This is a genomic window from Mesorhizobium sp. WSM4850 (assembly GCF_055811735.1).
In genome coordinates, this window is sequence record NZ_JBVVPV010000006.1 from 75,767 (window position 1) to 97,531 (window position 21,765).

At 62.1% G+C, this 21,765-nt stretch carries 24 protein-coding genes; 6 read left to right on the forward strand and 18 right to left on the reverse strand.

Going from position 1 to position 21,765, the window contains the following annotated elements:
* Positions 1 to 12: 12 nt before the first annotated feature.
* Complete coding sequence (uvrC, locus tag AC0L2Z_RS09385) at positions 13 to 2,100, reverse strand: excinuclease ABC subunit UvrC (protein WP_287229939.1); 2,088 nt, start codon at positions 2,098 to 2,100, stop codon at positions 13 to 15.
* Positions 2,097 to 2,873, reverse strand: coding sequence for an SDR family oxidoreductase (locus AC0L2Z_RS09390; RefSeq protein WP_023800673.1), 777 nt, complete (start codon positions 2,871 to 2,873; stop codon positions 2,097 to 2,099). Before AC0L2Z_RS09390 ends, uvrC begins: the two co-directional genes overlap by 4 nt.
* Before the next feature lie 407 nt (positions 2,874 to 3,280).
* On the opposite strand from AC0L2Z_RS09390, the gene AC0L2Z_RS09395 reads away from it, so the two are divergent.
* On the forward strand, positions 3,281 to 3,931 hold the full coding sequence (locus AC0L2Z_RS09395; protein WP_027152642.1) for an outer membrane protein: 651 nt from the start codon (positions 3,281 to 3,283) through the stop codon (positions 3,929 to 3,931).
* A gap of 75 nt (positions 3,932 to 4,006) precedes the next feature.
* On the opposite strand, the gene AC0L2Z_RS09400 is transcribed toward AC0L2Z_RS09395, so the two are convergent.
* From AC0L2Z_RS09400 to AC0L2Z_RS09410, 3 genes are all read right to left on the reverse strand, one after another.
* The gene (locus tag AC0L2Z_RS09400) at positions 4,007 to 4,603 is read right to left on the reverse strand and encodes a glutathione S-transferase family protein (protein ID WP_287138925.1); all 597 of its coding nucleotides are present in this window, start codon (positions 4,601 to 4,603) and stop codon (positions 4,007 to 4,009) included.
* A 453-nt stretch (positions 4,604 to 5,056) separates the two neighbouring features.
* Entirely contained in the window at positions 5,057 to 5,722 is a 666-nt protein-coding gene (locus AC0L2Z_RS09405; RefSeq protein WP_473627669.1) for a hypothetical protein, read from the reverse strand.
* 45 nt (positions 5,723 to 5,767) lie between these two features.
* Positions 5,768 to 5,899: a hypothetical protein gene (locus AC0L2Z_RS09410; protein ID WP_268931698.1), complete on the reverse strand. Its 132-nt coding sequence runs from the start codon at positions 5,897 to 5,899 to the stop codon at positions 5,768 to 5,770.
* A 140-nt stretch (positions 5,900 to 6,039) separates the two neighbouring features.
* Between AC0L2Z_RS09410 and AC0L2Z_RS09415 the strand changes: the two genes are divergently transcribed.
* Positions 6,040 to 6,378, forward strand: coding sequence for a transcriptional regulator (locus tag AC0L2Z_RS09415; RefSeq protein WP_473627671.1), 339 nt, complete (start codon positions 6,040 to 6,042; stop codon positions 6,376 to 6,378).
* On the opposite strand, the gene AC0L2Z_RS09420 is transcribed toward AC0L2Z_RS09415, so the two are convergent.
* From AC0L2Z_RS09420 to AC0L2Z_RS09465, 10 genes are all read right to left on the reverse strand, one after another.
* Positions 6,348 to 6,803: a hypothetical protein gene (locus tag AC0L2Z_RS09420; RefSeq protein ID WP_023800678.1), complete on the reverse strand. Its 456-nt coding sequence runs from the start codon at positions 6,801 to 6,803 to the stop codon at positions 6,348 to 6,350. The two genes, AC0L2Z_RS09415 and AC0L2Z_RS09420, sit on opposite strands and share 31 nt — an antisense overlap.
* A gap of 130 nt (positions 6,804 to 6,933) precedes the next feature.
* Positions 6,934 to 7,779 carry a 23S rRNA (adenine(2030)-N(6))-methyltransferase RlmJ gene (locus AC0L2Z_RS09425; protein WP_473627673.1) on the reverse strand — a complete coding sequence of 282 codons (846 nt, stop codon included), beginning with the start codon at positions 7,777 to 7,779 and terminating at the stop codon, positions 6,934 to 6,936.
* Positions 7,780 to 7,782: 3 nt separating this feature from the next.
* Positions 7,783 to 8,397 (reverse strand): hypothetical protein, encoded by a 615-nt coding sequence (locus AC0L2Z_RS09430; RefSeq protein WP_473627738.1) that lies wholly within the window; start codon positions 8,395 to 8,397, stop codon positions 7,783 to 7,785.
* A gap of 184 nt (positions 8,398 to 8,581) precedes the next feature.
* Positions 8,582 to 9,682, reverse strand: coding sequence for an ABC transporter ATP-binding protein (locus AC0L2Z_RS09435; RefSeq protein WP_128169242.1), 1,101 nt, complete (start codon positions 9,680 to 9,682; stop codon positions 8,582 to 8,584).
* 10 nt (positions 9,683 to 9,692) lie between these two features.
* The gene (locus tag AC0L2Z_RS09440; protein ID WP_023800682.1) at positions 9,693 to 10,526 is read right to left on the reverse strand and encodes a carbohydrate ABC transporter permease; all 834 of its coding nucleotides are present in this window, start codon (positions 10,524 to 10,526) and stop codon (positions 9,693 to 9,695) included.
* Between the two features lie 13 nt (positions 10,527 to 10,539).
* Entirely contained in the window at positions 10,540 to 11,475 is a 936-nt protein-coding gene (locus tag AC0L2Z_RS09445) for a carbohydrate ABC transporter permease (protein WP_027152651.1), read from the reverse strand.
* Between the two features lie 135 nt (positions 11,476 to 11,610).
* On the reverse strand, positions 11,611 to 12,870 hold the full coding sequence (locus AC0L2Z_RS09450) for an ABC transporter substrate-binding protein (protein WP_473627674.1): 1,260 nt from the start codon (positions 12,868 to 12,870) through the stop codon (positions 11,611 to 11,613).
* 27 nt (positions 12,871 to 12,897) lie between these two features.
* Positions 12,898 to 14,073 carry a PLP-dependent transferase gene (locus AC0L2Z_RS09455; RefSeq protein ID WP_287260717.1) on the reverse strand — a complete coding sequence of 392 codons (1,176 nt, stop codon included), beginning with the start codon at positions 14,071 to 14,073 and terminating at the stop codon, positions 12,898 to 12,900.
* A complete protein-coding gene (locus AC0L2Z_RS09460) occupies positions 14,070 to 14,804 on the reverse strand; it encodes a FadR/GntR family transcriptional regulator (protein ID WP_473627740.1) in 735 nt (244 codons plus the stop codon). Before AC0L2Z_RS09460 ends, AC0L2Z_RS09455 begins: the two co-directional genes overlap by 4 nt.
* Before the next feature lie 225 nt (positions 14,805 to 15,029).
* Positions 15,030 to 15,710, reverse strand: coding sequence for a TetR/AcrR family transcriptional regulator (locus tag AC0L2Z_RS09465; protein ID WP_473627676.1), 681 nt, complete (start codon positions 15,708 to 15,710; stop codon positions 15,030 to 15,032).
* 188 nt (positions 15,711 to 15,898) lie between these two features.
* On the opposite strand from AC0L2Z_RS09465, the gene AC0L2Z_RS09470 reads away from it, so the two are divergent.
* Together AC0L2Z_RS09470 and AC0L2Z_RS09475 are read left to right on the forward strand one after the other, a co-directional pair.
* The gene (locus tag AC0L2Z_RS09470) at positions 15,899 to 16,387 is read left to right on the forward strand and encodes a RidA family protein (protein ID WP_254023828.1); all 489 of its coding nucleotides are present in this window, start codon (positions 15,899 to 15,901) and stop codon (positions 16,385 to 16,387) included.
* An 874-nt stretch (positions 16,388 to 17,261) separates the two neighbouring features.
* Positions 17,262 to 17,984, forward strand: a complete 723-nt coding sequence (locus AC0L2Z_RS09475) for a haloacid dehalogenase type II (RefSeq protein WP_287341965.1) — start codon at positions 17,262 to 17,264, stop codon at positions 17,982 to 17,984.
* Between the two features lie 38 nt (positions 17,985 to 18,022).
* Here AC0L2Z_RS09475 and AC0L2Z_RS09480 read toward each other — a convergent pair whose 3' ends face one another.
* The 3 genes from AC0L2Z_RS09480 to AC0L2Z_RS09490 all read right to left on the reverse strand — a co-directional run bounded on the left by AC0L2Z_RS09480 (position 18,023) and on the right by AC0L2Z_RS09490 (position 20,250).
* The gene (locus AC0L2Z_RS09480; RefSeq protein ID WP_091590560.1) at positions 18,023 to 18,472 is read right to left on the reverse strand and encodes a DNA polymerase III subunit chi; all 450 of its coding nucleotides are present in this window, start codon (positions 18,470 to 18,472) and stop codon (positions 18,023 to 18,025) included.
* 19 nt (positions 18,473 to 18,491) lie between these two features.
* Positions 18,492 to 20,003, reverse strand: a complete 1,512-nt coding sequence (locus AC0L2Z_RS09485; RefSeq protein WP_287260713.1) for a leucyl aminopeptidase — start codon at positions 20,001 to 20,003, stop codon at positions 18,492 to 18,494.
* 100 nt (positions 20,004 to 20,103) lie between these two features.
* A complete protein-coding gene (locus tag AC0L2Z_RS09490; RefSeq protein WP_023800694.1) occupies positions 20,104 to 20,250 on the reverse strand; it encodes a hypothetical protein in 147 nt (48 codons plus the stop codon).
* Here AC0L2Z_RS09490 and AC0L2Z_RS09495 point away from each other — a divergent pair.
* Both AC0L2Z_RS09495 and lptF read left to right on the forward strand, forming a co-directional pair.
* Positions 20,249 to 20,563 carry a hypothetical protein gene (locus AC0L2Z_RS09495; protein ID WP_473627678.1) on the forward strand — a complete coding sequence of 105 codons (315 nt, stop codon included), beginning with the start codon at positions 20,249 to 20,251 and terminating at the stop codon, positions 20,561 to 20,563. The two genes, AC0L2Z_RS09490 and AC0L2Z_RS09495, sit on opposite strands and share 2 nt — an antisense overlap.
* The gene (lptF, locus tag AC0L2Z_RS09500) at positions 20,560 to 21,762 is read left to right on the forward strand and encodes an LPS export ABC transporter permease LptF (protein ID WP_473627680.1); all 1,203 of its coding nucleotides are present in this window, start codon (positions 20,560 to 20,562) and stop codon (positions 21,760 to 21,762) included. The genes AC0L2Z_RS09495 and lptF overlap by 4 nt, the downstream gene beginning before the upstream one ends.
* Positions 21,763 to 21,765: the final 3 nt, after the last annotated feature.

The following is a 21,765-nucleotide window of genomic DNA, read 5'->3' on the forward strand; positions in this document are numbered from 1 at the left end:
ATAGCCGAATTATCAGCTCTCGTGAAAATGGTTGTAGACCAGCTTGGCGACCTGTTCGGAAATGCCATCGACCTTGACCAGATCCTCGATCGCGGCGCGGCTGACCGCCTTGGCGGTGCCGAAATGCATGAGCAGCGCGCGCTTGCGACCGGGACCGATGCCGCTGATCTCGTCAAGCGGGCTCTTGACCATCTCCTTCTTGCGGCGGGCGCGGTGGGAGCCGATGGCGAAACGGTGGACCTCGTCGCGCAGCCGCTGAACGAAATAGAGCACGGGGTCGCGTACGGGGAGCGAAAACGGTGGCTTGCCCCTGACGAAGAAGCGTTCACGGCCGGCGTCACGGTCCTGGCCCTTGGCGATGCCGATGGCCTGGACACGGTCCTCGATGCCGAGGTCGGCGAGGATTTGTCGCACCGCCGTCATCTGGCCCTGGCCGCCATCGATGAGGATGACGTCTGGCCAGGCCGGGAAGCCGCCTGCATCCTCGATATCGTCGCCCTGTTCGGCCAGGATGTCGTCCGCCGCCAGTTCGCTCCGCGGCACATCGCCATGTTCCTTCAGCAGACGGGAGAAACGCCGCTCCATCACCTCGCGCATCATGCCGAAATCGTCTCCCGGCGTTATCTCGGTCGAGCGGATGTTGAATTTCCGGTACTGGTTCTTCACGAAGCCTTCCGGCCCGGCGACCACCATGGCGCCGACGGCGTTGGTGCCCATGATGTGGGAGTTGTCGTAGACCTCGATGCGCACCGGCGGTTTCTTCAGGCCGAAAGTCTCGGCGAAACCGGTGAGCAACCGCCCTTGCGTCGAGGTCTCGGCCAGCCGGCGGCCGAGCGCCTCACGGGCATTCTGCAGGGCGTTGTCGGTCAAATCCTTCTTCTCGCCGCGCTGCGGCACCGAGATCGCCACCTTGCGACCCGCGCGGGTGGAGAGCGCCTCAGCCAGCAATTCCTGGTCCTCGACGCCATGCGACAACAGGATGGCGCGCGGCGTCGGCTTGTCGTCATAGAATTGCGCCAGGAACGAGCCCAGCACCTCGGCCGCCTCCATCGCCGGATCGGCCTTGGGGAAATAGGCGCGGTTGCCCCAGTTCTGGCCGGTGCGGAAGAAGAAGACCTGGATGCAGACCTGGCCGCCTTCCTGATGGATGGCGAAGACATCGGCCTCGTCGACGGTCTGCGGGTTGATGCCCTGATGGCTCTGCACATGCGACAACGCCGCCAGCCGGTCGCGATAGATTGCGGCGCGCTCGAAATCGAGATTCTCCGCGGCCTGCTGCATGGCGGCGGAGATGTCGGTCTTCACCTTCTGGCTGCGGCCGGACAGGAAGTCCTTCGCCTCGGCGACCAGCCTGGCATAGTCACTATGCGAGATTTCGCCGGTGCACGGGCCGGCGCATCGCTTGATCTGGAACAGCAGGCACGGCCGGGTGCGGTTCTCGTAGAAGGAGTTGGTGCAACTCCTGAGCAGGAAGGCGCGCTGCAGCGAGTTGATGGTGCGGCCGACGGCGCCGGCCGAGGCGAAGGGGCCGAAATAGTCGCCCTTGCGCGAGCGCGCGCCGCGATGTTTGTAGATGCCGGGCGAGACATGATCGCCGGTCAAAAGGATGTAGGGAAACGACTTGTCGTCCCGCATCAGCACATTGAAACGCGGCCGCAAGCGCTTGATAAGATTTGCTTCCAGCAGCAGCGCTTCGATCTCGGTGCGGGTGACGACGAACTCCATCGTCGCCGTCTCGCGCACCATGCGGCCGATGCGGCTGGTGTGGAAGCGGCCTTGTGCGTAATTGGTCACCCGCTTCTTCAGGCTGCGCGCCTTGCCGACATAGAGCACGTCGCCTGCGGCATTCATCATGCGGTAGACGCCGGGCGCGTTGGGCAGCCGTTTGACCAGCGTCTGGATGACTTCGGCGCCGACCATGCCGTCGGCATCGCCGGCATGCGGCGTCCAATCGATGGCGGTGAAGGCGACGTCAGGGCCACCGGGACCGGGCGTTGACGGTTCGACGATCTCCTCCGCCACCTCGTCCTCGAGGTCGACATCGGGCGGCAGGTCTACGGCAGCGCCGACACGTTTGGGTTTCTGGTCCATGGGACTCATTCGACAATGCCTGTCACATCGGGAGTCTGCCACGCAAGGTGCTGGCCGCCGTCGAGCGCGATCATCTGGCCGGTGACCGAGCTTGCGCCCCAGAGATAGCGGATGGTGGCGCCGAATTCAGGCAATTCCGGGCCGCGCTTCAGGATCAGGCCGTCGACCTGCGCGGCAAAGTCGCTGTCTTGCTGACGCGCGCTCTTCAGCGTCGGGCCGGGACCGATGGCATTGACGCGAATGCGGGGTGCTAGCGCCTGCGCCATCATCTGCGTCTGCGTCCACAATGTCGATTTCGACAGCGCATAGGAGAAATAGCGGGGCGTCGGGCGCCAGACGCGCTGGTCGATCATATTGACGATCAGCCCTTCCTCGCCTTCCGGCAGCGCGCGGGCGAATTGTTGCGCCAAAAATGCCGGCGCCTTCACGTGGATGGCGAAGTGACGGTCCCAGGCAAGCCAGTCGACGTCCTGAACCGTATCGTCCACGAACAGCGACGCATTGTTGACCAGCAGTGTAACAGGCCCGAGCGCGGCTTCGGCGCGGCCAACGAGGTCCTCGACCGCGGCCATGTCGGTCAGGTCAGCGGCGACCACAGCAGCCCGGCCACCCTGGCCAAAATGACCGCCGTTGATCCGCGCGGCCAATGCTTCCGCCTCGGCCCGCGAGCGGTTGCAATGGATGGCGACGGCAAAACCGTTCGCGGCGAGATCCTCGACGATCGCCTTGCCGATCCGCTGGCCCCCGCCCGTCACCAGCGCCGTTCCAGCGGCCTTGCTCATCCTGTCAATCCTCAATGGGGCTCGATTTTGAGCCAGCCGGCAAAATATGGCCGGCGAAGCGTTAAATGCCGTTCGGACCTTGGGCAGCATTGTGGCAAAGCGGCCGGATCAGTCTTTCGACTGTGGCCGGGACTCGGCCTGCCAGCCGCAATATAGGACTACGGACCCCTTGCTCCAAGCGTCGTTCAGCGCGGCACGGCTAAGCCTCCTGACACCATCTGTTGCGCAGATGCAACGTCAAAGTTCAGCCTTATTCGTGCCAGGTAATGACCCAAGTTCAGGTTCGCTTCAGCCGTATTTTGACACGACATTCGGAACCGTTGAGCGCCAGACCCGTTTTTCCCCCGGCGGGTTGAGGGCGCTTGTGAAAAGCAAGCCTGTGCCTGTGGCTTAAGGAGTAAAGAACAATGCAAGCCAATCTTAAATTTGCGCGACCGCTGGCGGTGGCGTTCGGGCTCTTCGCCCTCGGCGGAACCGCCTATGCTGCTGACGTCATCGCGGAAGAGCCGCCGGCCCCCGCCCCGATCGCCGAACTTCCGGTCGCTTCCTGGGCCGGTCCCTATGCCGGTGTGAGCGTCGGCTACGGCTTCAGCGGTCACGCCGATGCCGAGGATATCGGCACTGACGTCGACACCGATGGTTTTGTCGGCGGCGTCTTCGGCGGCTATCAGTGGCAGCAAGAGAACTTCGTCTACGGTGCTGAAGCCGATATCGGCTATAGCGGCATCGAGGGCGACGATGGCGGCGTTGAGGCCAAGGGCGGCTTCGAAGGCTCGCTGCGCGCCCGCCTCGGCTACGCCGTCACCCCGGAAATCCTGCTCTACGGCACCGCCGGTGGCGCGCTCAAGAACCAGGAGATCGAAGCGGCCGGCGCCAGCGACGAAAACACCATGCTCGGCTGGACGGCCGGCGTCGGTACCGACATCAAGATCACCGACAATGTGTTCGGCCGTGTCGAGTATCGCTACACCGACTTCGGCGACAAGGACTTTGACGGTATCGGCAAGGTCAAGTCGACCGACAACCGCGTCACCTTCGGCGTCGGTATGAAGTTCTAAAATCGTCCAAGCCACGACACGAAAAAGCCGGGCCTCGTGCCCGGCTTTTTTTATGACCCCTTCTCTGGCTGCCGCTCACGCCGGGACGCAGGGTTTCAGCTCGGGAAACTTCTCGTCAAATCGCGTTGCCCATCGGACCAGCCTGCTGCGGCCCTTTTCCCATTTTCCGGCAAAGCGCAGTGAGAGATAGCCAAGGCAGGCGCGCAGCGCCAGCTGGCCGGCGGTGATCTTTTTTGGCAGCTTAGGCGGATTGGCGTTGAGCAGGTCGAGCGCGCTGGTGATCTTGGCCCACTGGCGGTCGAGCCACGGCTGGTAGACCATGTCCTCGGGGCGCGTGCGCCGCTCATAGACCATCGACAGCGCGCAGTCGCAGATGCCGTCGGCCAGTGCCTCAAGCACTTCCGCCTCGAGGCGCTTGTCGGGATTGCGCGGAAACAGCGCGTTCTTCGACATGCGGTTGAGATGCTGGGTAATTGCGCGGCTATCGTGGATCGAGCGGCCGTCGTCGAGCACCAGCACCGGGATCTTGCCGAGTGGATTGGCGTCGATCAGATCAGCCGGTTTGTCTTCTGTTTTTATCGGCACGAGCTCGACGGCGATGCCGGCATAAAGCGCGGCCATGCGCACTTTGGAACTATAGGGTGACGTGGACGCGTAGAGCAGTCTGGGCATGATCGGGTTCCTGTTTGCCGAGTACAGAGCATGGACGCGCAAAGGACACTGTAGCACTTTGAATTTGCGTGTGATCCATTTCCGCGACACTGTTGGCCGGACATCCCGACATGATCAACAGCCCACAGGCGGAAAAACCGGGCGCCACGGCGAACGACCGTCCTCTTCCATGATCCGCAGGCAGATGAGCGGTACAGTTCCAGCCTGAGAGCATCTGAACAGGTCAGACGGGTTCGAAACCGAGCCAACTCGGTCTTGCACCAAGAATTTCTCTCCGGGCACAGAGAAATGCCCCACCGGACTTCGCCATAAGGCGAAGTCCTGGGAGCTGCGAAAAGCTGTCTTCCCTCCGCCTCTGTTGCTGCCCGAGCACTGACCCTGCGAGCGAGGCGCCTATCCGGCACCCGCCCCCAACCGTCCTCAGCACTGTCCTCCGCGAGCGAAGAAGCGCGATTACTTCTTGGCCTTCGCGGTCGCGGCCTTCGCCTTTGGTTTGGCCGCAGGCGCTGTTTTCTTCACCGCTACCGAAGACTTCGCTGCAGCCGCTTTCTTTGCCGGCGCAGCCTTCTTGGCCGGTGCAGTCTTGGCAGGCGCAGTCTTGGCAGGCGCAGCTTTCTTCGCTGCCGGCTTGGCCGCGGCCTTTGCAGCCGGCTTCTTGGCCGCCGCTGCTTTTGCCTTGGCGGGCGCAGCCTTGGCCGGTGCTGCTTTCTTCACTGCCGGTTTTGCCGCAGCCTTCGCAGCCGGCTTCTTGGCGGGCGCTGCTTTTGCCTTGGCCGCGGCGGCCTTCGGCTTGGCAGCAGGTGCTGCTTTCTTCACAGCGGCTGCGGCCTTTGCCGCCACTGCCTTTACTGGTGCTTTCTTTGCCGGTGCCTGCTTTGCCGGTGACTTGGATGCCGGCGCTTTGGATGACTGTTTAGCCATATCATGCCCCTTAGTTGTGCCGACGGCCGTTAATGACCCGGCGCGTAATGCATATCTGACTCGCGCTTGTCTAGCCAGCGAAGCATCAGCATGATTTTCGAAGTTTAAGTTTCGGTTACACGCGACACTACGCTCGTGCTGATTTCGCAAAATGCCGGCGCTGCTCTTCGAGCTTTGCCGACCGTTTGCGACAGACATTCTGCGCGCATTGCCGGAACCAATCCCACTTCAAGGCGCTGAAGCTTAGCAAGCCTTTTTTGTTCGTTGATCGTCGACCGACACCACCATGACGGCTGCTTCATCGATCTCATCTTCTTGTTCTAGCAGGCGATCTACACAAGCTGCAAAAGCAAAGCGCGGCAATTCCGCTGCCATGATTTATTCGCGGTTGACAGATTACTCTATTTGGCAGAGTATTCTGAATCATCTGGAAAGCGCATGTCATTCGCGCAATATCGGGCGGCGCTGTCCCAGATCAGTGAGACTGAACGCCGGACACCACAGCAGGTCCGATAATGGCTGCCGACGAAATCATCCACCAGAGCGTGCGGCTCAGGATCATGGCGGCGCTGAATTCTCTGGAACGGCGCGAAGCGCTGGAATTCACCCGATTGAAGCTCATCGTCAATGCGACCGACGGCAATCTCGGCTCGCATATCGATACGCTTGCCACGGCGGGCTATGTCGATGTCGAGAAGCTGTTTGTCGGACGTCGACCGCAGACGCGGGTCAGGGCGACGTCAATCGGACGGCGCGCCTTTCGCGGTCACGCCGCTTTCCTTCGCGCCATCCTCGATGAGGCGGAGCAGCCCGGCAAACGCAATCAGCGCAGGACGCGGCAGCGGCCGTTGTAGACCATCCAGCGGTCGAAGCCCGCGACGCAGAATTCGACATTGTCGCCGATCGAGGCAAAGCCCTGCCCTTCCTCGATCAGATACCAGATGGTGCGGGCGTGGCCGTCGGACAGGCTGACGGTGGCGCCGCAATAGCGGCGGCCGATCGGCCAGGTTTCGTTGGCTGGCAGATAGCGATGCTGGTGGATGCCCTGGAAATCGACAATCTCGACGTCGGGCAGATTCGGCACGTGGTGCACCTGGTAGGAGAAGCGGTTGGTGATCTTGTTCAGCACCCAGGCCTCACCGCAAACGCCGCTGTCTTCTTCGGTATAGACGACGGCAAGGTCGGCCGCCTTTGCTGGCTGGATGACAGCGAGGGACGTGCCGAGCGGCGTGCAAAGCGCGATCAGTGCGGCAAGGGCGGATTGGGCGAAGCGAGTCATGGCAGCCTCTTATGGTCGACTGCGCGCACTGTGCGGATTCGCTTGCGCGCGGTCAAGCGGTTGTAGCGACAATGGTTTCCTAGTTCGAAATCGCCTTCAACCAGGACAGGCGCGCGGATAGCTCTGCCGCCTACGCCGCCAGCCATTCCAGCGTCCAGTGCGCCGGTTTTTCAACGACAAGCAAATTGTGCAAAGCCGCCAGCAGCGTGCGCAATTCGCCTTCCAGCGTGAACGGCGGGTTGACCACCACCATGCCGCTGCCGTCAAGGCTGGGCTCGGCCGTTGGCGGCCTGATCTCGAAGCCGATGTCGAGCAGCTTCGGGACACCTGACTGCGCCAGCGCCTTGCGGAAGGCGGCGACCGCCTTGCGGTCCTTGACCGGATACCACAACGCATAGACGCCGCCGGGCCAGCGCTTGTGGGCTTTGCGCAGCCCGTCGACGAGGCGGTCGAACTCGCCCTGCTCCTCGAAGGGCGGATCGACGAGTACAAGGCCGCGCTTTTCCTTCGGCGGCAGATGCGCGCCGAGTGCCAGCCAGCCGTCGAGCTCGATCACCCGGGTCTGGAAATCGCCAGCGAATAGCGCCCTCAGCTTCGCGGCGTCTTGGCGATGCAATTCGACCGCCGACAGCCGATCCTGCTTGCGCATGAGATGACGCGCGATCAGCGGCGAGCCCGGATACTTTTTCACGCCGCCTTCAGGATTGAGCGAACGAACGGCTTCCAGATAAGGCGCCAGCAGTGCTGCCGCCGGCGCGTCAAGCGCGGCATCGACCAGTCGGCCGATGCCGCCTTGCCATTCGCCGGTCTTTTGCGCTTCAGTCGACGATAGGTCGTAGCGGCCGATGCCGGCATGGGTGTCGATGACGCGAAAGGCCTTGTCCTTCTGCTTCAGATATTCGACGAGCCGGCTCAGCACGACATGCTTGACGACATCGGCGAAGTTTCCGGCGTGATAGGCGTGGCGGTAATTCACGATCTAGTTCGAGCCCCTGCCCCAGCGTGGCGGTGGCGGCTGCGAGTTCGGATTTTGCGGCCGGCGGCCGCCGAAACACAACGCCAACAGCATCCCGATCAGGCCGGCCGCTATCAGCGAGAAGCCGACCGGCCGCGCCCGGCGATCGATCTCGCCGACGCCGGAACGCAGCACGAGGTCCACCGCCCGCATCTCGATGCCTTCGGCGTCGCCCGGGCCGATGGTGAAGAGGTACGGGCCGGGGCTGACCTTCGCGATCAGGCCGGCTTCGTCGCGAAAGATCTTGTCCGGCAGTTGCGGGCTGACCTGGCGCGGATTTTCCGAATGGTTGAATTGCAGCGCCGAGGCGAGCACGGTCCTGCCGCCGGTGGCGGCGGTCAGCGTCAGCACGGTGCGCTGTTGCGAGACGACGATACGTTCGGTTCTCGCGGTGAGGTCGACCAGCACCCGCACCGGCGCGTCGCGAGCGGCCAGCGGCACCGTCACCGGCATGAACCGGCCCTGTTCGTAAACCCGCCAGGTGCCGATCTCACGGCCGGAGAAATTGGTCATCGCCCAGGGATAGACGACGCCGATGCTGATGCCGGCGAGCAGGATCAGAAGAAACAGAAAGCGCATGCGCTCGACTACCTTGCCGGATATTAGCATTAGCGCCGCGCGGGCGCGTTCCATCTCGTCCCAGGAGCCATGTCGAGGCCGAGATCAAATGTCGTATCGAATTCGGCCGTGCCAAGATAGACAATAGCATCGGACCCAAAGGTGGGAACAGAATCCGAATGATCTGAGCGCCCGATAAGGAGGATCAGCCCTTCCCCTTCTGGAGGCTCGATTCCAATGCGCGCATTCCAGTCTCGTCGAACAAATGCAGATGTTGCGGCGGGAAAGCCACCGTCACCGTCGGGCCAGCCGTCAGCGCCGCCCTGTCCAGCGTGAAGACGTTGAATGGCAGGCCATGCAGGCCGAGATGCAGGATGATGCCGAAGCCGGTCGGCTCGATCAAGTCGACCGTCGCCCTCAGGCTGCTCTCCGATGCCGGCGACATCTCGACATGCTCCGGCCGGATGCCGAGCGTCACCGCCGCGCCCTCCTCGAGTTGATAGGCTGACGAAAGCCCAATCAGCGTTCCGTCAGGCAATCGTGCGCCGGCCGTGCCTGCGCCGACCTCATAGCGCGCCGACAGAAAATTCATCGCCGGCGATCCGATGAAGCCGGCGACGAACAGGTTGGCAGGGCGGTCGTAAAGCTCCAGCGGACTACCGACCTGCTGCACCACGCCCTCATGCATGGCGACGATCCGGTCGGCCAGTGTCATCGCCTCGATCTGGTCGTGAGTGACATAGATCGAGGTCGCGCCGAGATCGCGGTGCAGCTTCTTGATCTCTGCCCGCATCTGCTCACGCAAGCGCGCATCGAGATTGGACAGCGGCTCGTCGAACAGGAATGCCTTGGGCTGTCGCACGATCGCGCGGCCCATCGCCACGCGCTGGCGCTGACCGCCCGACAGTGCCTTCGGCCGCCGCGCAAGCAGCGGCTGCAGTTCGAGCTTCCTGGCTGCATTGCTGACGGCGGCCGTGATCTTCTCGCGGGCAGCCTTCCGGATGCGCAGGCCGTAGCTCATGTTCTCGGCGACATTCATGTGCGGATAGAGCGCGTAGGACTGGAATACCATGGCGATGTCGCGGTCCTTGGGCGCCCGCTCATTGACGCGCATGCCGTCGATCCGGATCTCACCTTCGGTCACCTCCTCGAGCCCGGCGATCATGCGCAGCAGCGTGCTCTTGCCGCAGCCCGACGGCCCCACCAGCACCACGAACTCGCCGTTCTCTATCGACAGGTCGACGCCATGCAGCACGGAGACGACGCCGAAATTCTTGCGGACGTTGCGGATGTCGATCGATGCCATTGAACCTCACTCAGCCCTTGACCGCGCCGGCCGTCAGGCCCTGGACCAGATAGCGCTGGATGAACAGGAAGAAGAGGCAGGCCGGGACCAGCGCCAGCACGCCGGCTGCCATCATCTGCCCGAAATCGACCGAAAACTTCGACACGAAGGTGAGCAGACCGACCGGAAACGTGGCGGCGCTGTTGCCCGAAATCAGCATCAGCGCGAACAGCAGTTCGCTCCATGCGGCGGTGAATACAAAACCAAGCGTCGCCGCAATGCCGGGCAGCGTCAGCGGCAGGACGATCTGGCGAAACGCCATGAACTGCGTGGCGCCATCGATCTTGGCCGCCTCCTCCAACTCCTTGGGAATGCCGTCGAAAAACGACTGCATCAGGAACGTCGCGAAGGGGATGTTGAAGGCGGTGTAGACGACCACCAGCCCGGTCAGGCTGTTGGTCAGCCCGAGCGGCGAGAGCATCTTGAAGATCGGCGCGACCAGCATCACCAATGGAAACATCTGGGTGAGCAGCATCAGCGCGACCAGCCAGTATTTGCCGCGGAAGGTGAAGCGCGACAGCGCATAGCCGGAGAGAGACGCAAGCAGCGTCACGATCACGGCCGTCGCGCCGGCAACGATCATGCTGTTCCTGAAGAAGACCGGGAATGCGCTGTGGGCCAGCACGAAGCGGAAATGTTCAAAGCTCATCCGTGACGGCCACATGCGCACGCCCTCGGAATAGAGCAGGTCGTTCGGCGTGACCGATACTTTCAACAGCCAGAACAGCGGGAACAGTGCAAAGAGGACGTAGCAGAGGATCGCCAGGCGGTGCAGCGCGGTGCCGAAGGTCGAATAGCTGTTCATCTGGTCATCCCGATCAGGCCCGATCCATCAGGACTTGCCGCAGCATGACGATCAGCATCGAATAGGCGAGCAACAGGACGAGCAGCACCAGCGCAATGGCCGAGGCATAGCCGAAATCCAAGGCCCTGAAGGCTTGCGTGAAGATGTAGCTCGCGACGATCTGCGTGCGGTCGGCTGGCCCGCCGCTGGTCATGACGATGATCAGGTCGGCGAAGTTCGAGATCCAAACGGTGCGCAACAGCACGGTGATCGCAATGGTCGGCGCAAGGAACGGCAAGGTGATCGACGTGAACCGCCTGAATGCCCCGGCGCCGTCGATCGCCGCCGCCTCGTAGAGGTCGCGCGGGATGGCCTGGAGCGCGGCCAGCAGCGTGATGGCGAAGAAGGGAATGCCCCACCAGACGTTGGCGATGATCGGTCCCCACATGGCAAGCTGCGGATTGGAAAGGATGTTGGCCGGTTCATTCATGAGGCCGAGCGCATAAAGCCAGTGCGGCAGCGGTCCGATGACGGGGTTGAACAGCCACGCCCAGTTGAGCCCGGTGAGGAAAGTCGGTACCGCCCAGGGCAGGAACACCAGCGCCTGCGCTATGGCGCGGCCGGCGAACGGCCGGTCGAGCAACAGCGCCAGGATCAGGCCGAACACGAATTGCAGCAAGACGGACGCGCCGGTCCACCACAGCGTGTTGCGCAGCGCCCGATAGAAATTGTCGTCGTCATAAAGGGTGCGAAAATGATCGAGCCCGACATAGCCGCCGGAGAAGGGGTTGAGCAAGTGCACGTCGCGGAAGGCGTAGGACAGGCCTAATACCAGCGGCGCCAGCATGATGGTGACGATCAGAATCAGCGCCGGGGCGGTGTAAAGATATGGCTCGGCATGGCGCGTGATCCGGTCGACCAGCGACCGGCGGCGCGATTCCGGGAACCCGGCGGTGGCGTCAAAGACCATCAGCTAACGCTTTCGCTCCAATTGGCCATCCGTCCAATCGACCATCCTTCCAACCGACCCTCCTTCCAATTGACCATGGACGAGACGTATCGGAGCCACCCGCGATGGGCGGCTCCGACGCCTGGCGTCCGCCGTTTATTTCTTGGCCAGGTATTTTTGCTGCGCCTTGGTCAGATAGTCGGCCCACTGGTTGGCCATTTCCTCTGGCGTGATATCGCCAAGCAGTGCCTGTTGACTGGTCTTGATGACCATCGAGTCCTTGAAGAAGGCGAACTCCTCGAGATAGGTCGGCATAACCGTTGGCACCGCATCCTTGTCCTCGAGTTCAGCGAACCAGCCCTTGAACTGCTCGCTTGCGTAGAAGGGATCCTTTTCGGCCGACTTGTGGACCGGCAGCGCTCCGGTGCGCTTGTTCCACTCGACATTGCCCTCGGGCCCTTCGAGCGTTTCGATCAGCTTCCAGGAGAGGTCCTTGTTCTGGCTGGCCGCCATCATCGACCAACCGGCATAGCCGATGGTCGGGAACGTCTTGCCGCTCGGCCCCTTCGGCATGGTCGTGACGCCGTAGTCTTCCGGCTTCATCCGCTCGGCTATCGCGATCAGCGCGTCTGGATCCTGATCAAGCATTGCGCAGGTGCCGGTGTAGAATCCGGCGACGATTTCGTTAAAACCCCAGTTGACGCTGTCCTTCGGCGCCAATCCCTTCTTGTACAGATCGACGATCCAGGTCAGTCCCTTGACCCAGCCCTCGCTGTTCATGGTCGAGGTGCCGTCCTCATTGAAGAACTCGTTGGAGCCGGCCATGGTTGCGCCGAACATGATCCAGCCGTTGAGGCCACCCGGCCCGCCGCGCAGGCAGTAGCCATATTTGCCTGGAAGCTTGGATACTTTCTCCGATGCCGCCACGAACTCGTCCATCGTCTTGGGCGGCTCGGTGACACCAGCCTCCTTGAACAGCTTCTTGTTGTAGAACATCGCCCGCAGATAGAAGCCGTAGGGCAGCATGTAGGCGGTGTTGTTCACGTCGCGGCCGAGTTCGAGCGTGCGATCGGTGAGGCCCGAGGTGTGCTCCCATTTGGCAAGATAGGGTTCGAGGCTTTCGAGAAGGCCGTTGTTGGCATAGAGCGACAGCCAGGTGTCCGGCATCTCTATGACGTCGGGGATTTCGCCGGCAGACACCATGGTCGCGAATTTCTGGAACGCCTCGCCCCAAGGCAGCGAGATCACCTCGACCTTGGTGCCCGGGTTGGCCGCCTCGAACTTGGCGACGATCGACTTCAGGGTTTCGGTGCGCTCGGGGCTGGTGATCACCTCCACGAGCTTCAGCGTCGTGTCGGCGAGTGCAGCACCCGACATCAGTACGGTGGCGAATGCGGCGATAAGAAGCTTCTTCATTTTCCGTTCCCTTCTTGTCTGGTTGCTTCAGGTCTTTTCTTCGGAAGCGGCGTCGATCGCCGTTTCCAGGTCACTCCACAGCGCCTCGGTTCCCTCGAGGCCGACATGGAGACGCACGGACCGCGGATGGACGCCGAACGCCATCGCGGAATTGGGTTGGGCCTTCTGCTGCAGCACGACCTCGCCGGGCACGATGAGGCTTTCGTGGCCGCCCCACGACACGCCCAGCTTGAACAGCTTGAGGCGGTCGGCAAAGGTGCGGATGTCGATGCCGTCGCGGAAGACAAATGAGAACAGGCCCGACGTGCCGGTGAGCCCCGCGGGAAGCAGGTTGGCCAACCCTGGATGGCAGACCCTCTCAACGATTGGATGATCCCGCAGGCGCCGTGCGATTTCGAGGCCGGAGGCCTGATGAGCGCGCATCCGAATCGGCAGTGTGCGCAAGCCGCGAATCAAGAGCCAGGCATCGAATGGCGACAGCTTGCCGCCGAGATATGGATAGGCTTCGCCGCGGATGCGGCCGATCAATTCCTTCGAGCCCGCGACCACGCCGGCCACCACGTCGCTGTGGCCGCCCAGGTACTTGGATGCGGAGTGGACCACAACGTCGACGCCGAGCGACAGTGGCCGCTGAAAGACCGGGCTGGCCCAGCTGTTATCGATGATGGTCGGGATGCCGCGGGACTTTGCCAGCGCAGCGAGCGCGCCGATGTCATGCGTTTCCATGACCCAGCTGGTCGGGCTTTCCATATAGAACAGCCTGGCGCCAGGCAGGGCGCTCGCGACAGCCGCCTCGTCGCGCCCGTCGACATAGGTCACCTCGATGCGCATGCGCGCGAGCAACGTCCCGAACAGTCTGAACGCGTCCGGGTAGATATGCCTGACCGCGACAATGCGGTCGCCCGGTTCGACGAAGCTCAGCACTGCCGATGAGATGGCGGACATGCCGCTTGCAAAACCGATCGCGTCCTCGGCGCCCTCCAGCTTCGCCAGCATTTCCTCGAACATACGCACGGTCGGGTTCAGCCCGCGCGTGTAGGTCGGCCGCACTTTTTCGCCGCGGTATGTTTCGAGCATCTCGTCATAATTCGAGAAGGTGAAGAGCGAGGTCTGCACGATCGGCGGGACGACGGCATCGAAGGCGTTGCCCTCGTCATGGGCGGCGATCAGCGAGGCCTGGTCGAAAAAATCCTGGCCGTTCATTTCGACATTTCCTCGATATCCTGTTCCACGATCTCGAGGATCTTCAGCGTTTTTCCGCGCGCCAGCTCCGCGTCCCCGGCGACGATGGCATCGAACAGCTCACGGTGATACGGGAACGATCGCCGCGCGAAATCCTGCCGGTCGAAAGGATGGTCCCAGAAGCGCTCAAACGCTTCGCGCATCTGCCCCAGGAGCTGCCGGAAAAGCGGATTGTGCGTGGCATCGTAGACCGCCAGGTGAAAGGCCAGGTCTTCCGGCCCCGACGTGCCGGTGGCGAGATGGACGCGCTCCATCTCGATGAGTTTTTCCTCGATCGTCCGCAGATCGTCGACTGTCCGCCGCCGTGCCGCAACCATGCTTGCCTCGGCCTCGATGCCGCGGCGCACCTCGAGGGTGTGCAAGAGACCGTCGCGCAGCTCAGCCGCATTGAGCGACAGCGGCAAATGGATCGTGCCGGCGGATATCGGCTTGAGCAGATAGGTGCCGCTGCCTTTGCGGGTCTCGGTGACGCCTAGCGCTTCGAAACGCCCCATCGCCTCGCGAATTGTCGAACGCCCCACGGAAAGCGCGGCCATCAATTCGCGTTCGGTTGGAAGCCGGTCACCGCTCTTCAGCGCAGCGCGCTCGACATAGTCTGCCAGCGCTTCCATGACTTGTTTGCCGCGGTCCAACGGCGGAAGCGTGGCGATTGCCGCACGCGTGGCAGGTGCCCCGGGCAGTTCGCCGCGCATACGCATGGGTACCTACGCCCAAAATTGGTCTGACATCTTAGCAGTTTTGCGCGCCACCGGCCTTTCGTCAAGTGGCCTCGGCAGTGCAGAGGTTGCATTTCGGCTCACACCCATTGCGGAACCTTGGACGTTGCCGCGTCTTCTGCGACCTTGCAAAAATCAGCTGCAAAACTGTGATTTTAATCAGCGATTTTGCGACAGTCGCTTTCAACCAAACGTTCAGCCTCATTTTGGAGAGAGGCCATCGAGCAGGAAGCCGAGGCCATTCCTGAAAGCGCCGTCCCAATCATTGTCCAACAGCAGACGAGAGCGTTCGATTGTCGGATAACGTTCGCTGAGACGTGTAAGGCGCTGCTGCGCAGCGGCCCTGTCGTCGTCCGAGAGGTCGAAGCTCGCCCGGGCGATGGTGGCGCCCATCACATAGTTCCAGAGCGACCATATCGCAACGTTCACATCTGCGTCCGCAACGCCGGCTCTGGACAACGTCTTGCTCAGCAGTTCCAAGCGACCGAGGATGTTCGGGCCGAGTGCCCGGCGCGGCAACAGCGTCGCCGACCAAGGGTGGCGCAGCATGCTGGCGCGCCAGTCTTCGAGCACATGAACGACTTCTCCGCGCCAGTCTTGAGCTATTTGCGGCGGTCCGCGATATTCAAGCACCGAGTCGAGCGCCAGATCAAAGACATCCTCTTTGTTGTCGACGTGCCAATATAGGCTCATCACGCCCGAGCCGAGGCGATCGGCCAGCCGACGCATCGTCAATCCGTCGACTCCTTGAGCGTCAAGCAGTTCCACCGCGGTCGCCACGATACGTTCCCGAGAGAGCGGCGGTTCACTGCGCGGCTCCTGCAAGGGCTGGAGCCGCTCATTTATCCCTCGTTTGCTCCGGCCGCTGCGTTTGGTCGCCATCCGTCTTCCTCGCTGTTCAGAACGTCGATTTTGACCGGCAACGCGAACGAATGTCGATCTGAACGATTGACTCGTACGGCGTACCATACGATGACTCGTACGTCGCACGAGTCATCGTATGGGCGATACGGTTAAAGTTCAATAATGCCGGCCGCGAGGCACGTTGCTCGCATAGCCAAGAGAAAATCATGTCACGCGCAATCAAGCATCTGCTTATCGAAGGGCTAATCATCATGACCATGGGAGTTCCCACTGCCACGACAGCCAATGAGAAGGATCTCAAGCTGACCATCGTCAATCCACAAAACCTCTACGACCCGTCGCCAAATGGCTACAGCACGGCGGTGATCACGCCGCGCGGAGCCCGGGTGGCCTACATCTCCGGACAGGGCGGCCAAGACAGCACGGGAGCCTTGTCGCCCGACTTCGCTGTCCAGGTTGAGCAGGCCTACACAAATTTGCGCACCGCCCTCGATGCGCTCGGTGCGAGGCCGGATCAGGTCGCCAAGCTCACCGTCTTCGTGGTCGATCACGATATGTCCAAGCTTGAGGTGTTGACCAAGAACGTCAAGAAAATGTTCGGTGAAGCGCTGCCGGCGCAGACCCTGATTCCCGTCCCCAAGCTTGCAATTGACCCCATGCTCTTCGAGGTGGAGGCCGTCGTCATTCTGGAATAGTGGTGCAGCTCGCCTTTCGCAATTGTCCAGAGCTTCGCGGAATTACGAATTACGGATCGCGGTAGGGACGCTCAGCAATGGGCGTCCTACCGCGATCAGTAATTAGACGCCATCAACAGCAAAACCGGACAGCCGGCATTTCCGAGATCAGGCCATAATTGGACATTTTGCTGATTTGCCTCCCTGACTGCACTACAACAAGGCACAGATGGTGCTTGACGGGGTCTCCATGATGCGGGGAATCCGATCCGCCTTGGCAATCGTCCTACTATCCGTTTCCGCTTTCGGAGCCGATAATTCTCCTGGAGAGGATGCGATTAGGACCCTCCTTATCAGACCGGAGACCTGGACGATGTACTTGGAGTTCACGGACGCGGCGATGCCCAGCGACCGAGCCCAGAAGATGATTTGGGAGTACTTTCAGCGTGATCAAAAGGTAATGGGACGCCGGGTCGGCCTCGCATTTGGAGGCTGCGATCTTGAACTCTCGTTGAGAAGCGACGGGTTCAGTTTTCGTTGGTGCCCGCCCCTCGACGCCGGCGGGCCCTCACTCGTTTACGATCCGAGTGATCCACAATACCCCTTCAAGGGTCACGGTCCGCAAAAGATCTGGCTCAAGGCAAACGAATGAAGGAGGGGGGCGCGATGGTGGCGCCCGCCACCCTTCCGCTCATGCCGGTACCGGGTTGTTGCCGGCGCCCAGGCCACTGGAATATCGGTGACAGTGCCCTTTGTCTATTTTGCAATCTAATTGGCACAGCCGTCATCGCGCGTAAGCCCGACCGCATCGCCGAGCAAATTGGCAAGGCCGTGAAAAGGGGAAAACGAGGCAGGCGACGAAGGAAAAATAGTGGGGATCGAGGAGCCGAATGTGATGGCATTGGATCGCGTACGTGCGTTGGTATTCGACGTGTTCGGCACTGTCGTCGATTGGCGCAGTGGCGTGGCGCGCGATGCTGAGCCGTTCCTGAAGCGGCATGGAGCAGGATCCGCTATCCCTACCGCTTTCGCGGATGCGTGGCGTCGCCGTTACTCTCCAGCGATGGAGGAGGTGCGCAGCGGCCGGCGGCCCTTTACACGGCTCGACGTGCTGCATCGGGAGAATCTGGAAGCCATTTTGCAAGAATTCGGGATCGACCCGGCTTCGGTGCCGGCGTCCGAGCTGGACGAACTGAACCTGGCATGGCACCGATTGGAGCCATGGCCGGACGTGGTGGCCGGCCTTACACGGCTCAGGGCCCGCTATATCATCGCGCCGCTCTCGAACGGCAACATCGTCCTCATGCTCAACATGGCGAAGCGGAGTCGCATCCCCTGGGATGCGATCCTCGGCGCCGAAGTCGTGCAAGCCTACAAGCCTGCGCCGGAAGCCTATCTTCGCACCGCTGACGTGCTGTCAATGAAGCCGGATGAGATCTGTCTTGTGGCCGCCCACAATGGCGACCTTGCAGCGGCTCGGGCATGCGGATTGCGAACAGCCTTTGTCCCGCGTCCGACCGAGCACGGGGTGGCGCAGACCACGGATCTGCACCCTGATCAAGCCTGGGACCTGGTGGCCAGCGACTTCATTGACTTGGCTGAACGACTTCAGTTGTAGCACCCCCAGGTTGCTGATCGCCCAGGCGGCAGGCTTTGCTACGCCTTGCGTTCCCAGCGCCGGTCTGAGGTCTGCTGCCAGTAGGTGACTGCGTGGCCGGCTTCCTTCATCGTCTTCCAGTGCGTGCGCGCCGCCTCGAGCTGGGCCGCATCGTGGCCGTCGAACAGGAACACGGCGCGCTCGTAACCGGCAAGCTTCGGCGGCACCGCGCCGTCAACCAGGAAGCGTATCTGCGCCTCGTTCGGATTGTCATGGCTGGTTGTCAAAAGGATCGGCTGCTCGGCCAGATAGGATTCGCGGTCCGTCGCATGCGCCAGGAAGGAATCGTCCCTGAAGGTCCAAAGATGCTGGTCCAGCGCGTCGCGCCGTTCTTCGGAGCCGGTCTGTACCACGGCGCGCCAACCGCGATCGACACTGCGCTCGAGCAGGCCGGGCAACGCATCCTCCAGAGTCGATTCGGTCAGGTGGTAGAACAGGACGTCGGCCATGATCGCGCCTTGAAAGGCCTCACTCCTCATAGTTGTCGCGAACCAGCCGGTCGAGCAGCCTGACGCCGAAGCCGGAGGCCCATGACTGGTTGATCTCGCTGGACGGCGCGCCCATCGCGGTGCCGGCGATGTCGAGATGCGCCCAGGGTGTATCCCTGACGAATCGCTGCAGGAACTGCGCCGCGATGATGGCACCGCCATAGCGGCCGCCGATGTTCTTCATGTCGGCATTTTTCGAATCGATCAGCTTGTCGTATTCGGTGCCGAGCGGCATCCGCCACACGCGTTCCTGCGTCGCCTGCCCGGCGCTCGTCAGCCTGTTCGCCAATTCGTCATTGTTGGAGAACAGCCCGGCATAGTGCTGGCCGAGCGCGACCATGGTGGCGCCGGTCAGCGTCGCCAGATTGACCATGAATTTCGGCTGGAAGCGATCGCTGCAGTACCACAGCGCATCGGCCAGGACGAGGCGGCCTTCGGCGTCGGTGTTGAGCACCTCGATGGTCTGGCCCGACATCGAAGTGACGATGTCGCCGGGGCGCTGCGCATGGCCGTCGACGGCATTTTCCACCAGCCCGATGATGCCGACGACATTGGCCTTGGCCTTGCGCGCGGCCAGCGCGTGCATCAGCCCGGTCACCGCGGCCGCGCCGCCCATGTCGCCCTTCATGTCCTCCATGCCGGAGGCCGTCTTTATCGAATTGCCGCCGGTGTCGAAAGTGACGCCTTTGCCGACGAAAGCAATCGGGCTGTCCTTGGCCTTGCCGCCGTTCCATCGCATGACGGCCAGGCGCGCGCCACGCGGCGAGCCTTGTGCGACGCCGAGCAGCGCGCCCATGCCGAGCTTCTTCATCTCCTTCTCGACCAGGATCTCGACCGCGACGCCGAGCGCCTCCAGTTCGTTGACGCGGGCGGCGAATTCCACCGGCCCCAGTATATTGGCCGGTTCGTTGACCAGATCGCGCGCCAGGAGCACGCCGTCGATCACCGCCACCTCGTCGGCGAAGGCCTTCTTCGCCGACGCCGGGTCGGCGGTGTGGATGGTCACCTTAACCGGCTTTTTGGGCTCGGCCTTGTTGCCGTCGCGCTGGCCGTCGCCATTGTCCTTTTTCGTCTTGTACTTGTCGAAAGCATAGCTGCGCAGAAGAATGCCCGCGGCAAGCTGTGCCGCTTGCCTGCCGCCGACGTCAGCACCCGGCAGATCGAGCATGACCGCCACCTCCGTCGCCTTGCGCAAGGATGCAGCGATGGTGCCGCCAAGCTTGAGCCAGGCATAGTCGTCGAGCGCCGAGACCTTGCCGGCGCCGACCGCCACCAGCCGGTCGAGCGATGTGCCCTCCGGCGCCAGCACTTCGACCAGGCCGGCGAACTTGCCGGAAAAGTCGGCCACCGGAAACGCCCGCTCCAGGGTCTTTGCCGGATCGCAAGCCTTTGCCGCGTCGCCGAGACCGCCATCGTTGGCCGCCAGCATGAAGACGCTGCCTTTTTTGGGCACTGCGAACCTGGCAAAGGCGATCGAAGGTCTCGAAGTCATCATGTCCTGCTTTCGGGAAAGGCGTTGGGTTTTCGGGGGAGTGCCTTGACGAACCAGATATTTGGCTGTTTCCGACCGGAAGCACCACCCCCATTTTCAATCATCGCCCCTGCCTGGCGATCTGCTGCGTGATTGTGTTGGCGCCGATCACGACCGCACCGTGAAAAATCGATTCCTGGCCGGTTTTGCTGCGCAATTCTGTTACTTCTGCTTTCATGCTTGTACCTGTCGCAGCCGCGGCGGCCATGTCGGTGACCGGCGCGACATTTGGTCGTTTTCCGGCATTTGGCAAGACTTTGCCGGGATCCGATCCCATATGGCAGATGGAATCGATGGCGATTCGTCGCGGCACGGCCCCGCTTTACTGCCGCAACCTGTTGTTAACCATTGATGTTCGCCCTTTCTTATCCAATGCCGCCGACACTCCGGCCACCGGAAACAACGATGTGGGACGGGAACCAGATCGAACCGCCAACGGACCGGTTGTGCAGGCGTCGCCGGGCGACTACCTTGTCTGGAGGCATGATGCCGTTCGGCAAAATCGAGAAAAGCCTTCATGAAGGTCGTTGAACGCTACATCATGCGTCGTGCGTTGGCGGTCTTCCTCGCAGCGCTCATCTGGACGCTGGCGATCGTGTGGACGACGCAGGTGCTCGCCCGCATCGATCTCGTGACCGACAGCGGGCAGTCGGCGCTGACCTTCTTCGAGGTCGCTGCGCTGATCATTCCGTCGATCGTCCCGATCGTCGTGCCCTTCGCCCTGGTGGTCGCGGTCGCGCAGACACTGAGCGCGATGAATTCCGATTCTGAGCTTGCCGTCTTGAACGCCGCAGGCGCTTCGCGCTGGACCATCGTCAGGCCGATCATGCTCCTGGCACTGGCGGCCAGTGTTTTTTCGTTCGCCGTCGACAACGGCGTCGACCCCTATGCACGACAGAAAAACCGCGAGCTGGTGGCGTCGTCGCGCGCCGATCTTCTGTCGCTCATCATCCAGGAAGGCACCTTCCACAAGATCGACGACGGCCTGTTCCTGCAGATCGGCCAGCGGCTTCCGGACAACCGCCTTGGCGGCATTTTTGTCGCCGATTCACGCGAAGAAGGCGTCAACCTCATCTACTACGCCAAGAGCGGCGCCATCATCGAAAGTGGCGACGAGCGGGTGCTGATAATGAACGACGGCGTCATCCATCGCAAAACGCTGGCCGGCGATCTTTCGGTCATCCGGTTCACCTCCTATGCCTTCGACCTGTCGGCCTTCATGTCGGCCTCATCGGAGGTATTGCTCTTGCCGAAGGACCGGACGACACAGTACCTGCTCAATCCCAGTCCGAACGACAAGATGTTCCAGAAAAGGCCGAACAAGTACCTGGCCGAGGTCCACCAGCGTTTCTCCGAATGGTCCTATTCACTCGTTTTCGCGCTGATCGCGCTTGCAGTCGCGGGAGACGCGCGCTCCCATCGCGAGGCGCGCATTCATCCGCTGATCACGTCTATCGCGATTGCCCTTTTCGTGCGCTGGCTCGGTTTCTTTGCCGCTGGGAAGGCCGACAACATTCCGCAATACGCCTATGTGGTCTACGGCGTTCCTATTGTGGCCTCCGCAGTCGCGACATGGTTCATCGTCTCCAACCGGACCATGGAACTGCCGGTCGCCTGGGCCGACTGGATGACGAATTTCGCCGGCCGCTTCGGTGACGGCTGGAGCGCCCTGAAGCTCCGCTTCGCCAGGCGCGGCGCTTCTGGCCAAGAGGCCAGCTGATGG

Coding starts and splice junctions, on each gene's coding strand:
- AC0L2Z_RS09415 (WP_473627671.1), top strand. CDS start 6,040: ATGGCTGCCGACGAAATCATCCACCAGAGCGTGCGGCTCAGGATCATG.
- AC0L2Z_RS09465 (WP_473627676.1), bottom strand. CDS start 15,710: ATGGCGACCAAACGCAGCGGCCGGAGCAAACGAGGGATAAATGAGCGG.
- AC0L2Z_RS09470 (WP_254023828.1), top strand. CDS start 15,899: ATGTCACGCGCAATCAAGCATCTGCTTATCGAAGGGCTAATCATCATG.
- AC0L2Z_RS09445 (WP_027152651.1), bottom strand. CDS start 11,475: ATGGTCTTTGACGCCACCGCCGGGTTCCCGGAATCGCGCCGCCGGTCG.
- AC0L2Z_RS09450 (WP_473627674.1), bottom strand. CDS start 12,870: ATGAAGAAGCTTCTTATCGCCGCATTCGCCACCGTACTGATGTCGGGT.
- AC0L2Z_RS09440 (WP_023800682.1), bottom strand. CDS start 10,526: ATGAACAGCTATTCGACCTTCGGCACCGCGCTGCACCGCCTGGCGATC.
- AC0L2Z_RS09455 (WP_287260717.1), bottom strand. CDS start 14,073: ATGAACGGCCAGGATTTTTTCGACCAGGCCTCGCTGATCGCCGCCCAT.
- AC0L2Z_RS09490 (WP_023800694.1), bottom strand. CDS start 20,250: ATGGCCGCCGCGGCTGCGACAGGTACAAGCATGAAAGCAGAAGTAACA.
- AC0L2Z_RS09420 (WP_023800678.1), bottom strand. CDS start 6,803: ATGACTCGCTTCGCCCAATCCGCCCTTGCCGCACTGATCGCGCTTTGC.
- AC0L2Z_RS09485 (WP_287260713.1), bottom strand. CDS start 20,003: ATGACTTCGAGACCTTCGATCGCCTTTGCCAGGTTCGCAGTGCCCAAA.
- AC0L2Z_RS09405 (WP_473627669.1), bottom strand. CDS start 5,722: ATGTCTGTCGCAAACGGTCGGCAAAGCTCGAAGAGCAGCGCCGGCATT.
- AC0L2Z_RS09475 (WP_287341965.1), top strand. CDS start 17,262: ATGGCATTGGATCGCGTACGTGCGTTGGTATTCGACGTGTTCGGCACT.
- AC0L2Z_RS09400 (WP_287138925.1), bottom strand. CDS start 4,603: ATGCCCAGACTGCTCTACGCGTCCACGTCACCCTATAGTTCCAAAGTG.
- AC0L2Z_RS09460 (WP_473627740.1), bottom strand. CDS start 14,804: ATGCGCGGCGAACTGCCCGGGGCACCTGCCACGCGTGCGGCAATCGCC.
- AC0L2Z_RS09390 (WP_023800673.1), bottom strand. CDS start 2,873: ATGAGCAAGGCCGCTGGAACGGCGCTGGTGACGGGCGGGGGCCAGCGG.
- AC0L2Z_RS09410 (WP_268931698.1), bottom strand. CDS start 5,899: ATGGCAGCGGAATTGCCGCGCTTTGCTTTTGCAGCTTGTGTAGATCGC.
- AC0L2Z_RS09395 (WP_027152642.1), top strand. CDS start 3,281: ATGCAAGCCAATCTTAAATTTGCGCGACCGCTGGCGGTGGCGTTCGGG.
- lptF (WP_473627680.1), top strand. CDS start 20,560: ATGAAGGTCGTTGAACGCTACATCATGCGTCGTGCGTTGGCGGTCTTC.
- AC0L2Z_RS09435 (WP_128169242.1), bottom strand. CDS start 9,682: ATGGCATCGATCGACATCCGCAACGTCCGCAAGAATTTCGGCGTCGTC.
- uvrC (WP_287229939.1), bottom strand. CDS start 2,100: ATGAGTCCCATGGACCAGAAACCCAAACGTGTCGGCGCTGCCGTAGAC.
- AC0L2Z_RS09480 (WP_091590560.1), bottom strand. CDS start 18,472: ATGGCCGACGTCCTGTTCTACCACCTGACCGAATCGACTCTGGAGGAT.
- AC0L2Z_RS09495 (WP_473627678.1), top strand. CDS start 20,249: ATGTCGGTGACCGGCGCGACATTTGGTCGTTTTCCGGCATTTGGCAAG.
- AC0L2Z_RS09430 (WP_473627738.1), bottom strand. CDS start 8,397: ATGCGCTTTCTGTTTCTTCTGATCCTGCTCGCCGGCATCAGCATCGGC.